This is a genomic window from Bacteroides sp. 1_1_14 (assembly GCF_000162515.1).
Taxonomy (GTDB): domain Bacteria; phylum Bacteroidota; class Bacteroidia; order Bacteroidales; family Bacteroidaceae; genus Bacteroides; species Bacteroides thetaiotaomicron.
The window spans coordinates 34,032-49,190 of record NZ_GG774703.1 but is presented as its reverse complement, the minus strand read 5'-3'; the positions used below and the strand labels follow the sequence as shown (position 1 = coordinate 49,190).

General features: G+C 43.2%; 7 protein-coding genes and 4 pseudogenes. All 11 read right to left on the bottom strand.

What is annotated here, in order from left to right; all coding sequences use genetic code 11:
• Positions 1–802: 802 nt before the first annotated feature.
• On the bottom strand, positions 803–1,660 hold the full coding sequence (locus HMPREF9007_RS20650) for an AraC family transcriptional regulator (protein WP_008760194.1): 858 nt from the start codon (positions 1,658–1,660) through the stop codon (positions 803–805).
• 273 nt (positions 1,661–1,933) lie between these two features.
• A complete protein-coding gene (locus HMPREF9007_RS20655) occupies positions 1,934–2,455 on the bottom strand; it encodes a ParB/RepB/Spo0J family partition protein (protein ID WP_005798034.1) in 522 nt (173 codons plus the stop codon).
• Between the two features lie 5 nt (positions 2,456–2,460).
• Complete coding sequence (locus HMPREF9007_RS20660; RefSeq protein WP_005805231.1) at positions 2,461–3,741, bottom strand: DUF3440 domain-containing protein; 1,281 nt, start codon at positions 3,739–3,741, stop codon at positions 2,461–2,463.
• Positions 3,738–4,142, bottom strand: coding sequence for a hypothetical protein (locus tag HMPREF9007_RS20665; RefSeq protein ID WP_008760193.1), 405 nt, complete (start codon positions 4,140–4,142; stop codon positions 3,738–3,740). The genes HMPREF9007_RS20660 and HMPREF9007_RS20665 overlap by 4 nt, the downstream gene beginning before the upstream one ends.
• A 412-nt stretch (positions 4,143–4,554) precedes the next feature.
• Positions 4,555–6,159, bottom strand: a pseudogene (locus HMPREF9007_RS20670) (RagB/SusD family nutrient uptake outer membrane protein).
• A 19-nt stretch (positions 6,160–6,178) separates the two neighbouring features.
• Positions 6,179–9,174: pseudogene (locus HMPREF9007_RS20675) on the bottom strand (TonB-dependent receptor).
• 87 nt (positions 9,175–9,261) lie between these two features.
• Positions 9,262–9,720 carry a beta-barrel fold lipoprotein gene (locus HMPREF9007_RS20680; protein WP_008760192.1) on the bottom strand — a complete coding sequence of 153 codons (459 nt, stop codon included), beginning with the start codon at positions 9,718–9,720 and terminating at the stop codon, positions 9,262–9,264.
• Positions 9,721–9,843: 123 nt separating this feature from the next.
• A pseudogene (locus tag HMPREF9007_RS20685) lies at positions 9,844–11,321 on the bottom strand (catalase).
• A gap of 277 nt (positions 11,322–11,598) precedes the next feature.
• Positions 11,599–13,473 (bottom strand): beta-galactosidase, encoded by a 1,875-nt coding sequence (locus HMPREF9007_RS20690; RefSeq protein WP_008760191.1) that lies wholly within the window; start codon positions 13,471–13,473, stop codon positions 11,599–11,601.
• Between the two features lie 87 nt (positions 13,474–13,560).
• Positions 13,561–14,421, bottom strand: coding sequence for a glycoside hydrolase family 16 protein (locus HMPREF9007_RS20695; RefSeq protein WP_008760190.1), 861 nt, complete (start codon positions 14,419–14,421; stop codon positions 13,561–13,563).
• Between the two features lie 30 nt (positions 14,422–14,451).
• Positions 14,452–15,159 (bottom strand): annotated as a pseudogene (locus HMPREF9007_RS20700) (chitobiase/beta-hexosaminidase C-terminal domain-containing protein); the annotation flags it as partial.

Here is a 15,159-nt window from a genome sequence, read left to right as displayed (position 1 = left end):
AAAAAACAAAATAACTATTGTTTTCAATGTAACAATTATATTAATAAACATATTAACTACAACAACAAACTAAAACTCCTGTTGTCCGAGTTATATAATCTTTTTACGAAACAAATAGCATAACAGAACGTAAACGCTTCCCATTAAAATTCAAAAAGATATAACCATATTTACGAACTAATTAAATATTATGAAAGAACAAGAAGTGCCAGTCGTTTTTATGAATACTATAATAGAAACAAAAAATAAATATCTCACAATTATAAATCTATTTTAGCCCCTTCTCTAATCTATAAAAAAGCTCTTCACTCTTTGATTTCATATTTCTTGCTGATTGTTTCCACACTTAGTTTGGTATAACCACACATAGAGGATACTTCTACTTTCATATTTCACAAAAATTTCTATCATTGTAAATACCTAAGTAGAAGTAACAGATAGAAAATTTTTCTGAAGGAGCAGAATCATTACTACATCGATAAAAAAGGAGTTTTACTTTTTAAATATCTGATCTATTTGTTGTTACAACAAATAAAACTATAAATTGAATATAAAGATACAAGAAGACAATCAAGGAAGTAATAGCACTTATCATTATAAACCTTTCTATGCAAATCCACAGTGCAATAAAGATCTTATGACAGTATAAATTTTAGATAAGTTATCAAGTGAATAGACAAAATCTTAAAACAAATAAATTTAACTCTTCAATAATTTATTAAATACTATTCATGATATAATAAATTATTTAATAATGCACATCAAACTTTTTCATTTTAGCTCTATTGTTTATCAATGTCGCTTAAAATGTTTTCAAATTATTTTTCATCTGCTCTCTCCACTCCTTTGGAGAACATCCCAAGCATCTCTTACAAAATCTAGAGAAATGTGCTAAAGATGAAAAGTTCAGTTCGTAAACAATACTTCCGAGCGGCAAGTCTGTAATCGAAAGTTTGTACTTGATTTCACGCACCAACTGTTTCTGCATCCATCCGGTTGGTGTTTCTCCGAATTCCGCCGCAAACTGTCTTTTGAAAGAGGAAATAGAAATACCACAAACCGAAGCCAGTTCTTTCACTGTTTTACATTTTTTATAATTGTTCAGGACCATATTTCTAAAGCCTTGGGATCGACCTATAACCATATAAAAGAAACTTGCCAATTCACGTTTAGAATAATAAAAGCGCATATTCCAGAAAAGCTCCTTGATTTTTATCTCGTGAAAATGGATACAGTTCGCTCCATCTTTCAAGTAACATTCAAGAAGTTCAAGAAATCGATATAACCGATCTTTGATTTCAAGAGGTTCCATACGATATTCGATAATATCCCTCAAATAAGACAATTCTGAAAAGGAGATTTTCTGACAGGGCCAAACACCACCTTCGAACAGGGCAACCACAACCTCGCATTTCTCCAACGAATAAGTGCTAAACAGACTCTCACGACAAACAAAGACCATTTTCCCCGCTGAAATCGTAAACTGGAATTCGTTATACGAGAAGCGAAGACTGCCCTTCAAAACAAACAGTATGCAGTCATTCTGCAACTCTTCCTCATGCTCCAGCCCCTTATCAAATGTATAGTACCGGAATCCTTCTTGCACGCATCTTGCATAATTGTAACAAGACGTGTGTTCGTTCAAACAAAAAAGCTTCATAACTATTCTCTTTTTATTGATTCAATAATATACTAATTAACAAGTAGTTACACTACAATAACATTTACATTTTTAAGTCTTATAATAATTCATACGTTTCTAACATTCTCTAACAGCGTCCCATTTTATTGCAAATGCATAAAGAGAAAAACGAAAAATCATAATATTATAAATAATTCATCAAAAACAGCAATTTCATGCTATTTATCCGCCTCAAGACAACAAAGACATCTACATTCGAAAAGATTCAATCGACAATGAGAAAATTTCACTTCATTCCTCCAACCAGTCGTCTGAGAGCCCGAAACTCCTGTCACGAAACAATTCAGCCAGACCTGAGATTTGTTTGAAACGGAGTAACTCGTTCTTGTCCATGCCTATGTTGCGCATGATCCAGCTGTCGGACATACCCGATTTTGACAGTTCCGCCACAATACCTGTCATAAGTTCCAGCGAGTGCATTCCCCTGGCCCTGTTATGACGGATAGTCGAGGCCATCCTGTTCGAGATGTCTTTGTTTATGACCGTTACAGGCAGCAATCCGTTCTCGCGCTTGTAAATCCTGACGGATGTTTTCATAACCAGATAGCGGTGGTAACCGTCAACCAGCTCGTAGATATCCTCTTCTTCCCGGTAATAACACACGAGGGGCATCGTGTAGCCGTCTTCCCAGATGGACAGTTCCAACAGTTTCATCTCCGGGGGAGCAACGACATTCGGGTTATAGCTGTTGGCCACGATTTTCTCGACTGGCACGGCCTTGACGTTATACGCCGGACTTTTAAAACTTGACATGACAATCACAATTTATATCTTTTCAAAACTCTCTCTTTCATCTCCCTCTCCCGTTTGGTCTGCGTGAAACCCATATACTTGCAGGTATGATCGTTTTTCAGGATGCAGACGCACATTCGTTTGTAAGTGGGTATTTCACGAAATTCAGGGATATCTATCTCGTCTATATACTCCATGCGGACGGGCCTCTTGTCAGTCCGGTATGCCGTGCATTCTTCCACCGTGAACGGTACACCGGCCGCACGCAGCTTCCCGATCGTTTCCTCTCCCAGGCAGCCTCCTTTTTCTCTCCAGAATTTCTGGCTCACCCTCAGTTTCTCCAGGTAGTTCTCCCTTGTCGCCCGGGGAAGCGTGTCAAGGAGGAAGTACATGTACTCTTTCCACGTGAACCCGTCCGGACAACTGATGGAGCGCCAGCCCATCGCAACCGTGTTCCCGTACATTCCGGCGAAACTGACGCCGTTGACCCGGCTGACCATGCGTCCCCAGGTATCCGGATCAATAACTTTATAAAGATGCAGGGTCGAAACGGCCTGTGAGATAAACGGGCTGGCCACCCTCTGGCGGGACAAGGGAATCCCGGCCTGGTAATACAAGTCATACAAACGGTTATAATCCCAACCATACCGGGCATACCCCGTCCACACGTCCGTTGTCTTCCAGTCGTATATCGGGTAGGCGTTATAAGTGTAATATCCTACACGGTGGGTCCACTTGTAGTTGGCCAGCTTACGGTAATTCTTGTCGGAATGAATCGCCCGCCATCGGTTGAAGCTCTCCTGCGTGCGGATCCCCACGAGGCAGCAAACACGCTTGCATCCCTTCTTACGACGTATCCAGGAAGGGAAAAGAGACTGGAAGTCGTAATCCCACAGGCTGTCGTTCCAGAAATCAAAATCTTTCACGCTAAGAGCGGTGCCCGGCATCTGGCGAACCCAGATATTCTGGTACCCCTCTTGCCAGGGACGCCAGTACTGCTGGTACATGGAAGTACATGTGGGTACCTTGAAGGGGACACAACAGTGGAACACTTCAAGGATATCCCGGTTGTTGGAAAACATCCTTTCCACGTACTCCGTGCTCTGGCGGTACTGCACCTCGTAATCCATGTGGAACACACCCAGTTTTCTACCGGGTGCATGCATGCGGATATAATCCATGCACAAATGGAGAAGGATACCGCTATCCTTGCCACCGGAAAAAGAGACATACACGTAATCAAAATAGTCAAAGATGATCTTCAATCTCCGGTTGGCGGCCTCGTGGACATCCATCCGGCGCATCATGCCCCACCTCCTTCAAGATAACGCATCTTGACATACTTCTTCCACTCGACACAGGGGATAAAATTCTTCATTGAAAAGTCTTCCACGTGGCGTTCGTGTACAACGGCCACAAGGGAACCATCAGAAGAAAAATCATGGATAATACGGTCCAATAACACCTCTATTACAGAGGAGTTATCCCCGCTAATATAGTAGTTATCTATGCAATTGTTTGTCAAGGTCATTTTCACAGGCATGAATCCCAACACCCTTTGCTCATCCATGGCAATGTACCAGACATGGTTACGCGTCGTTTTGAAAGGGTAATTATTATTTTGCCGCAATACGGCCGGGTTCATTACCAAAGGGGCGACAAGGTCAAAAAGCCGACCGTCCAATCCTTGTAACTTCAGAATGTTCATGATTCCAATCCGTTATTACTAAAAATCGAATGTGTACCTATTATGCGTTTGTCCATGATTTCCGGCATTATCATGCCGCAAGCACGTTACAAATGACTATCCGCAAACATGGATATCAATGGGGACGGGAATGATACCTCCTGAGTTTACAAAAGGGAGAAAAACATAAGAATGAACAATAATGCCACGGGAACGATCTCCACACCCCATTCCCCTATCAGCTCAAAAGTCACGTGCAGGTCACATACCCTTCTTTCCGAAAACAGATGACCGGAAAGGCAGGAGCAGAGAACACGGAAAAAACAATTCAAAATTTAGTACATGATATTAAAAAATTATACATTGAAAATCAGAGGAGCTACCCGCCAATCAACTGGTGATTGGCGGGTGCCCTCTGGCTTAAAATAAAAAATCACCTTACCAGATTCGGGTTTTTCTGGGAATCCATATCAGGATATGGAAGATACATCAGATTGTCACTCCATGTCCTGTTCGTATATTCTACAGACTCCTTTACCAGGATCCCGTCGGCGACTTCAACAGCCGTGTTCTCCGCTCTTTCCTTAAAGGTGTCTTTCAGTCTGTTCATACGGAACTGGTCCGCACGGCGTGTGACAAGGGCCACCCAGTAGCCTGCCACCTCCCAACCATGCTCCTTATAAGCCGCTTCGGCAAGGTCATCTGCAGAAAGTCCGGTGAGCGGTTCCAGTTCGGCACGCTCGCGGACATCATTCAGACACTTGAATGCCAACTCGTCCGTCTGCCCCGTCCTGGCCTTGGCTTCCGCATACCACAACAAAACCTCCGAATAACGAATGATTCTATGCCGATGGTCATTACACATGTTCTGACTGGCCGGCTTTGTATAGTCATACGGGGCATCAGTATTCACCTTTAACGCAGGATCCCAGTTTACGGAGAATATACTGAACATTGGGTGGTGTTCCGGAACGACGGGGGTACCATCCTCCTTTAACTCCCACCAGTCAACCAAGGTTCCGTCTTTCAGACGAATCTTGGGATCATAGGTCGCATCTTTTCTCGGACCGTCAGGAAACTCCTTCCAGAAACGAATTTCCCCCCAAGCGTCTCCCCAGCCACCCAGCGATTCAAACTGGTTACAGGAGGTGAGTTCCGAATCCTGAGTCCAATCCACGAATGGAGAATAGTTTATACCGAGTACTGTTTCCAAGTTATAATTATTGCTCATGGCATACACATCTTTGTAATCCTTATCGAGCTTGTACTCATATTCACCTTTGTTCACCCCGTCAATGACCTCCTTTGCCTTTTCAGCAGCCTTTGCATAGTATTCCGTTTTATTCATGGGCCAACCGGCCATAGCCATATATACTGCTGCCAAAGTTGACTTTACAGCTTGTCGGGTTACATACACGTTTACACCATTCATAAAGCGAGGAGCTGCACTATACACTGTAGGCAATATGGCCTCGGCTTCGGTCAGGTCCTGCACAATATGACCATACACTTCTTCCACTGGGGATAGAGGTTTGGTATAATCATCGTTGACATTGTCCAGATTCATCGGCAGCGGTCCCCAAAGTCGCACCAGGGTAAAATAAGCGTATGCCCTCCAGAATTTAGCCTGCCCGAGGGCGATATTTATCTCATCTTGAGTGGTAGGTGTTTTAGAGGCCCCCTGTATGATCAAATTGGCAGCCTTTACAATGGCATAATGCATGTTCCACGCATCTTTGACACCCTTGTTGTTGTTTGCTGCGGCAAACTTGTCCATTTCTGCGGCAGGCTGTTTGTTGCTCCCCGGATTGGTCGTTATATCATCCCCCTGCCACTGGGGCAGCTGCATGTTCGTATATACCTGTGAAAGATTGACTTTCTGGTAAAGGGCATATATGCTCATGTTCAATTCATCCTGGGTAGAGAAGAAGTTTTCCGGAGTGAGTTTTCCCCTGGGGATCTTCCGTTAAGAATCACTGCACGACATCAGTGAAAATGACAGGGCAACCATAGTGCCTGCTATTATTTTTATTTTCATAAGTTCTTCTATTTTAGATTTAAAAATTCATCCGGAGACCGAATGTGAATGTTCTTGGGGAAGGATAGGCTCCCATGTCAATACCCGCGTCAACGTCAACGCTGCTGTTCGAGAAGGTAGTACCGGCCGGATCCATCCCCTTGTACCCGGTTATTGTAAAAAGGTTCTGACAGCTGAAAGTAAGCCGCAAATCAGCGAATCCCGTTGTCTTTTTGGGGAAAGTGTATGAAAGACTGATATTCTCCAGACGAAGGAAGTCCGCGTTCTCCAGCCATTTGGTTGAAACCGGCTGCAAATTATTTCCACCTTCGGTCAGGCTCGGGCATGTTGCCGAAGAGCCAATCTTGTCGAATCCCTTCAGATAGGCGTCTGCCAGAGTTACAAAGCGGGAATTCCCTTCGGCCGAAGCCATCGTATATCTTACAAGATTCAAACGCTTGGCTCCGAAAGATCCGTTGAAGAACAGGTTCAGATCCCAGTTTTTATAAGACAGGGAGTTATTCCATCCCAGGGTGAAATCGGGATTGGCCTTGCCGATGACCTTGCGGTCGCCACCGTCTATCATCTGATTTCCATCTACATCCGTGTAAGTGTCATGTCCCTTTTCATCCAAGCCGGTCCATTCATATCCCCAAAAAGTACCGATGGCCTCACCCGGCTTGATAATGGTGGCATAATCAACCATACCGGCAGCCGGACTGGAGCCGTTGATGAAATCATTCTCACCACCGGAAAGGCGTTCCACGCGGTTCTTCAAATAAGTACCGTTCAAGGTGGAGGTCCATTGGAACCGGTCATTCTGCATAATCCGGGCGGTCACGCTCAAATCAATACCACGATTACTGATTTCGCCGTCATTCACCCAAAAAGAGTTACCGCCGACATATCCGGGGATACTTCTTTTAAGCAACGCATCTGTAGTGCGTTTATAGAAATAGTCCACACTGAAATTCAGCCGCCTGTCAAACAGGGAGAACTCCAAGCCCAGGTCGAACTGTTTGGTCTTCTCCCACGTAAGCTCAGGAGTCGCTATGTCATTTGCCCAATAACCGGTAAAATTACTGTTGGTTCCAAAATTGTATGCAGTAGCACTCATAAGGCCCATGGTCGCATAAGGACTGATAGCCTGACTACCCACAATACCATAACTGGCGCGAAGTTTAATGTCCTGAACCGAGGAAACATCCTTCATGAAATCCTCATTGCTCAACGTCCAAGCTGCGGCAATAGAAGGAAAGTACCCCCATTTCTTTTTGGCAAAGCGAGAAGAACCGTCGGCACGAAATGTTCCGGTAAGCATATAACGGTCCTTATAATTGTACATGACACGGGTCACTCCCGACATCAGCGCCCATTGCTCGTAACCATTGTTTGCATCACGAGAGGAAGCCATACCCACATTCCACCAGCCCACACCCTCGGTCAGCAGGTTGTTACCGGTTATACCCATTGTCCTGGTTTCGGAGGAGGTCACCTCATATACGGCCGTGGCTGTCAGATGATGGTCGTTCCAGGAACCCGTATATGTCAGGTTGTTGGAACTCTGCAGCATCAGGCGGTAAGTGTCATTGTTGCCCATACCACTCTTGGTCCCCACTCGTTTGGAGCTGAAACTATAACTTTTCCCGTCATAATAGTCCACGCCATTGGTTGTGGTGAATGTCAGCCCCTTCATTATATCAAGGCGCAAATCAACACGTCCGTTGAAAACATTGGTCATTGTCTCTCCCGACTGCAACTTTAGGATACCGACCGGGTTGGAAGCTATGGAATTATAAGTATCGGTGTTATAGTTCCCGTTTTCGGCCATCATCGTCATGGTAGGCGAATAGTTCAAAGCAATCCAGATCGGATTATCCTTACCGGAGGCAAAAGATCCCCCGCGACGCACACCGTGGGAAGCATTGATGTCAGCCGTGATATGCAGCCAGTCGGTAAGCTGTGAGGAAAGATTCGCCTTCGCCTGATAACGCTCGTTCTTCGATTCAATGACCACACCTTCCTGGCTCATGTAGTTGGCGGAAATGTAATATTGGGTCTTCTCGCTACCATTGGAAAGAGCCAACTTGTAATTCTGGGTGATCCCCGTACGGAAATCTCATCCTGCCAGTCGATGCCCGCCGTTCCGTTCTGATAGGATTGCATCTCTTCGTTTGAGAAATCAATACCTTTGACCTCCTTGAGCGCCAGAGCGTAATCGTATGCTCCAAGGATATCGTATCTCTTATATACATTGGAAACTCCCACTGATGCGTCGAACATAATTTCACGCACACCGGCCTTACCACTCTTGGTAGTGATCAGAACGACCCCGTTCGAACCCCTGGAACCGTATATGGCAGTGGACGATGCATCTTTGAGAACCTGCATCGAACGGATGTCCTCGGGATTGATACCGTCCAAACCGCTTTCGCGGACGATTCCGTCAACCACATACAAAGGGTCGTTGCTTTTGCTGATGGAGTTAGCACCGCGGATGCGGATTTTCACGCTTCCCCCGGGGACGCCGCTGTTCTCAACATGAACGCCACTGACACGCCCCTGAAGAGCGTCTGCAACCTGGGTTATAGGCTGGTCCTTGAAATTTTTGTTGTCCAGCACGGCTACGGAACCGGCCATATCCGCTTTTCTTACAGCACCATAGCCAATAACAACCACCTCGTCAAGGACTTCGGCATCTTCCTTCAAAACGATGTTTAACGGTTCACCTGTCCAGGCTATTTCCTGGCTCTGATAGCCGACATAAGAAACAACAATTATATCCCCTTTTTTTACGTTCCTAAGGGAAAAATCACCGTCAAGTCCCGTAATGCTGCCGTTTGTCGTCCCTTTGACAAGTACGGATGCGCCGATAATGCTTTCGCCATTGGCATCTTTGACAACTCCTTGACAGATATCACTCTGTTCGATAATTTGTCCCCTCAGGGAAGGGTAGTCAGGGAACGCATAAACCTGCATCCCACACAATAGCGAGAGCGACAGAATTGCTCCCGCTGTTTTTTGAAGTGTATTCATAAATTATTTAGTTAGGAAAAAAAGTTCGATAAGAAACATGTTCAGGCGTTATGCTCTTTTCAATACAAGTTCTGTATTCTACCCGGATCATATCTCCTTGGTTGAAACGCTGAAAGTTTCAATAAGGGTATTACCATCTGTTATATATTCTTTTTCCAAACGGTTAACCTCCTTGTCGTCAATGTAGCCTATTACTGTTATATGAAGTCGTTTACCCGCCTCCGAGATACTGGAAACCGAACCGGCACAGGTCATGAAAAACGCGTTCCCATTTGTACGACAAGACATGGTTGCCGTCCTTATTTGGGCAGAATAGGAATCACCAATGTATTCTCCCTTGTCATTGTACAACTTGGCAGGACCACCCTTGTCAGCACCACCGATACTTACACTCACTTCAAATGAATCTGTGTCACCGGACTGTTGGATTACAATTTTATGAATTCCTGTCTCGACACCCTGTTTCTCCTCTGCACATCCTATTAAAATTAATCCAACAAAGGAACATATTATACTCAACAGAGCTCCCTGTCTATATATTTTCATTTTTAAACATTTTATTTTTATATTAATAATAATCAACAAAATACAAATATCAAACAAGAAAACAATCATCTCCTATTCAATATAAATATTGCCTATTAAAAAGGGGAATATAAAACAAAACAATCATTCAGTTGACACTAAAGCCGTATGTAAATCGATTCCTAACGCAGCTGCGACACCTGTTCCATAATCGGGATCAGCTCTATAACAGTTACGGACATGGCGATATTTAATAAATAATTCCGCATCTCCCATTGCCCGTGCCGTATTTTCAAATAACAGCTGCTTCTCTTCCACAGGCATCAAGCGAAACAGGTCACCAGGTTGACTATAATAGTCAGCATCATATTCGCGCTCATCATAATTATAAATATTACCATATCCTTTCAAAGGAGGTTCTTTCTTCTCTGGAGAATCTTTCCATTCCCCATAACTATTAGGTTCATATCCTTTTGCCGAACCATAATTCCCATCTACGCGCATTGCTCCGTCACGGTGAAATGCATGGAAAGGACAACGCGGTCTATTGACCGGTATTTGTTCTGCATTGACGCCAAGACGATAACGTTGTGCATCACCATAAGAGAATAGTCTCCCTTGTAACATTTTATCTGGCGAAAAGCCAATTCCCTCTACAATATTCTGTGGGTTAAAAGCTGATTGTTCCACCTCCGCAAAATAATTCTCAGGATTACGGTTCAACTCCAGAATACCCACGTCCTGTAACGGAAAATCCTTATGGGGCCAGACCTTGGTTAAATCAAAAGGATTGACTCGATAACTTTCCGCCTCCCTTTCAGTCATCAACTGTATCTGAAATTTCCAACGAGGATAATCCCTTCTCTCAATACTTTCATACAAATCTCTTTGGTGGGATTCGCGATCTTTGGCAATAATAGCCTCCGCTTCCTGATCAGTTAGACATTTGATTCCCTGCAATGTTTTTAAATGGAATTTAACCCAAATACGTTCGTTTTTGGCATTAATAAAGCTATAGGTATGGCTGCCATATCCATTCATATGACGATAAGAATATGGAATACCACGTGAACTCATAGTAATTGTTATCTGATGTAACGCCTCGGGAAGTAAGGTCCAAAAATCCCAATTATTATTAGCACTCCTCATGTTAGTACGTGGATCACGTTTCACAGCATGATTCAAATCTGGAAATTTTAAAGGGTCCCGTAAAAAAAATACAGGAGTATTATTTCCGACCAAATCCCAATTCCCCTCTTCTGTATAGAATTTTATAGCAAATCCGCGAATATCACGCTCTGCATCAGCCGCCCCCTTTCACCAGCAACTGTAGAAAAACGGACAAAACACTCGGTCTGCTTGCCTATTTCACTAAAGATGGCAGCACGGGTATATTGGGTTATATCATGAGTTACAGTAAATACCCCATAAGCTCCTGAGCCTTTGGCATGCATACGCCTCTCAGGAATCACTTCACGATCAAAATGGGCCAATTTTTCCAAGAACCAAGGATCTTGTAATACTATAGGACCACGCGGACCTACCGTTTGACTGTTTTGGTTATCGGCTATCGGACGACCATTAGCGGCAGTCAGTTTATGAATTTTATTGTTTTTATCCATAATATTTCATATATGATTTATTGTTTAATGCAAAGAAAGGCTAATCATACAAGATATAGATTATCAATTCAGTCCTTATATTTAGCAATATAAATAACCAACAAGATTCTCGTTTTAATTAAAATCTCAAAATAAATAATCAATACAATTAAGAAGAAACTACCAGTGGAGACTTTTCTTATCATTCACCTAAAACTTGAATACAGTCAGATCAAACACACGTATCTATAAATAGTCTGTGGGATCTCCTCTAATTGCAGCTATTATGTCCAAAACGCTATTTTAAATTCATTAACACGGGTTCTCTGACCGTATTGACGTTTTGCTGGGGAATCTCATTCAATTGTTCAAAAATTACAATTTTATTTTTACCTTTTCTTAACCATACCCCCGGAATGTAAAGGGTCTGTTGTGGTCCCACCTTCCAATAACGGCCTATGTGTTTACCATTTATAAAAATAATCCCTTTTCCCCATGCACGCATATCGATAAAGGTATCTCCCGGTTGATCCAATGTGAATTCTCCCTCATAAATAACCGGGCGATCCTTGAATTGAACAGCCTGCAAAGGTGTGTTCCTGTAGACATTATCGCCAAATTCAGTCAATACCGGACATTTATCCATTGGTAACCGATACATATTCCAGCCACCCGTAATTTCTTTACCGGCAACAGTGACAGGACTGATAATCCCCTTTGTGTTATATACAATCTCACTTCCATAGTTGATACGTCCCATATTCTCCACCAAGATCTGTAAAGTGGCATTGAACGGGATATCTATCTCCATAGAATATGTTCTGGTATTGCGATTTAAAACACCTATTTTCTCACCATCTACATAAACCACAGCATAATCACGTAATCCTGGGATTTCAAGGATTCCACTGATAGGTTGATTGAAATGACGGGTGTACAAAACGTAACCATACCCCTGATTAAGTTGCTCGAACGTCAGAGGAGTAGAGGCGTTCACCGGTTGTATACTTTGTGCAAGAAGCAGGGCATCAACTACCCTCTCCAGTTTTATCGAAGAGATTTCTATAACCGGTATGGGGGCAGGAGGAGCAGGTATGGGATATTTCACATATTTCTGGATGACAGAACGTATAGAATCATATTTTGGAGTGAGCCAACCGGCCTCGCTAATAGGAGCATCATAGTCATAACTGGTCAAATCAGGCTGTATATCCCTTTTCTTGTCATAATTGGCACCGCTGGTAAAACCGAAGTTCGTACCTCCATGCACCATATAAAAATTAAATGAAACATCATTTTGCAGATAGGCCTCAGTCTGGCGGGCGATTTCCGAGGCAGAGACCTGCGGAAACGGTTCCCCCCAATGCGACAGCCAGCCCGAATAAAACTCTGCAACCATATACGGTCCTTTGTCACCATGATACTGGTTCACCACCTTTTTAAGATTAGCGATATCACTCTCCCCATTGGCCGTGGGCAGGGCACCTGCCACACACCCGCCTTCAAACAACCAACTTCCATCGGAGGTGAACAGCGGAATGGTAAACCCGGCATCAGCCAGCTGCCCTTTGATCTTTGCATTATAGGAACGGTGCTCTTCAAGCGGTATATCCTTACGCTGGGAAACGTATGAGCCAAACTCATTTTCACACTGTACCATAATGATAGGACCACCTTTTGTACATTGCAGGTCGCCTACTTCCTCATACAGACGATCAATATATTTTTTCGTATATTTCAGAAACTCAGTGTTATCCCTCCTTATTTCCATACCTGGTATATTCTGTAGCCACCACGGATACCCACCAAATTCCCACTCGGCACAAACATAAGGTCCGGGACGAAGGATGACCATCATCCCTTCCTCCCCGGCAATCCTTATATATTCCGCCAGATTCTTATCTCCAGAAAAATCCCATTTTCCTGGTTCAACCTCATGGAGATTCCAAAAAACATACGTTGCCACGGTATTAAGCCCCATTCCTTTCATCATTTGCAAGCGGTGGCGCCAATATTGGTGTGGTATACGGGCATAATGCATCTCTCCAGAAAGAATAGGGATTTCCTCCCCATACCGATAAAAATGTCCATCCCTGATCTCGAAAGGAATTTTTTCCTGAGACATGGAATTCATTGAGCAAAGCAACAATAGTAGAAGGCAAAAAATCTTCATATGAAATCTTATAAAATTAAATTATACACATATATTGTTTACACTTATTACCTTTCAGTTTTAAAACAGCCTTGTAACAAATGATATTTATTTATCGCCCGTATCGGACTGATTTTCATTATTTAACGACACAACACGCACCCAGTCAACCCACATCTCTCCCGGCAAATCTTCATCACAGATTTCTCCCGGCCATGTCATCCTGCCATTCAATTCGCCTCCCAACGAGAAGTTCAGAATTATATTGAAGGGATATTCACAAAACGGATACTGTAATTTCCCCTCATCCAAGTATTGATTCCCATATCTCCAGGTCTCTTTGCCGTCGACATAGAATATAAGTTCCTTTTCAGTACGCTCCACTGCATATACATGATCCTTAGTCACATCAAAGTTTTTATCAGGATTCTTGTTAGTTACGCCCGCAGAACCGTTTGCTCCGTTTATATAATAAGTATGTACTGTCTGATAGATCTGCAAGGGAGTTCCTTGAACCCATTCCATAAGATCTATTTCTCCCCCTCTGGGCCATTCCGGTGCTCCCATGGGCATTTGCCAGATAGCGGGAAAACCTCCACGAACCAATTTGGTTAATCTGGCTTTAACTTCCAAACGTGTACCACAGGGAAAACCGATTTTGGAAAATACTCCGCCATTTTTATAAGTCCCGTTATCCTTACAGGCCCTCAACTTCAAATAACCATCCTCCACTTTTACGTTTTCGTAACCATTCACACCCCTAAAATACTGTGACCAGGCATTGTTAGCATACGTACAAAGTTTCCAGACTGCTGTATCGGGCACGACGGAGCTACCGTCAAAACTGTCAACAAATAAAACACTATCCGATTTAATCCGATCCTCTGTCCTTACTCTTTCTTCTCTGGCAGATGCATGGATAATACCCCCTCCTGCAATAAACAGAAAACAATATAAAATTCTTCTCATATGATTATATTTTTAAAAAGATTATAAGCTCTACTTTTTTCTCCAAAGCATGTCACTTGTTATTTTTCGGAATTTTTTCTCATCAGACTTTCGCAGCATGACAGCTCCGTTATTCCAGTTCGATGGCCATCCTCCGATGATGTGCCCCAAGAAAACGAGTTTCAATTCATGCATACCCTTCTCCAAAGCAATGGAGCGGTCATTTCGGGAATGACGTTTCACCTCTCCACCATTGTTTACAAGTAATTTTCCGCCGACCCAAACCTCTTCCAGATCAGAGGAGAAAAAGTAAACACCATTTTCAGGAATATCAATAAATCCAGTGGCCACAGCAGCATATTGTCTTACGCCTCGCATAGAATTCGTAGAAGGCACGAATGACGTTAATTCCCCCGTTTCTCTGATATCCGTACTGACATCCACACTCTTGCCCGTTTTCATAAACTCCTGCATATTAAGAAACATACCGTATGTCACTTCCATATTTAACCCATGAAAACTCCCTTCTACACCCACAGCAGGCAAAAGTGCCTGCTTCTCTATCAGGATTGTACGCACTTTGCTCAGTTTTCCAGAGGGTAGTAACGAAGCGATCTTAAGGATACCGTTCTGATAAAAGAAAGAGGAGAAGTATAAATTTCCGAGGATATTCCAGGTTCAGTACCGTCAAGCGTATAAACTAAGCTAATAGGACGGCTCGTAGTAAATTCCAACGACACACTATCGGTAAAGGCAATA

Excerpts from the sequence above, each read along its gene's own strand:
- HMPREF9007_RS20650 (WP_008760194.1), bottom strand. The coding sequence starts at position 1,660 with ATGAAGCTTTTTTGTTTGAACGAACACACGTCTTGTTACAATTATGCA.
- HMPREF9007_RS20655 (WP_005798034.1), bottom strand. The coding sequence starts at position 2,455 with ATGTCAAGTTTTAAAAGTCCGGCGTATAACGTCAAGGCCGTGCCAGTC.
- HMPREF9007_RS20660 (WP_005805231.1), bottom strand. The coding sequence starts at position 3,741 with ATGATGCGCCGGATGGATGTCCACGAGGCCGCCAACCGGAGATTGAAG.
- HMPREF9007_RS20665 (WP_008760193.1), bottom strand. The coding sequence starts at position 4,142 with ATGAACATTCTGAAGTTACAAGGATTGGACGGTCGGCTTTTTGACCTT.
- HMPREF9007_RS20680 (WP_008760192.1), bottom strand. The coding sequence starts at position 9,720 with ATGAAAATATATAGACAGGGAGCTCTGTTGAGTATAATATGTTCCTTT.
- HMPREF9007_RS20690 (WP_008760191.1), bottom strand. The coding sequence starts at position 13,473 with ATGAAGATTTTTTGCCTTCTACTATTGTTGCTTTGCTCAATGAATTCC.
- HMPREF9007_RS20695 (WP_008760190.1), bottom strand. The coding sequence starts at position 14,421 with ATGAGAAGAATTTTATATTGTTTTCTGTTTATTGCAGGAGGGGGTATT.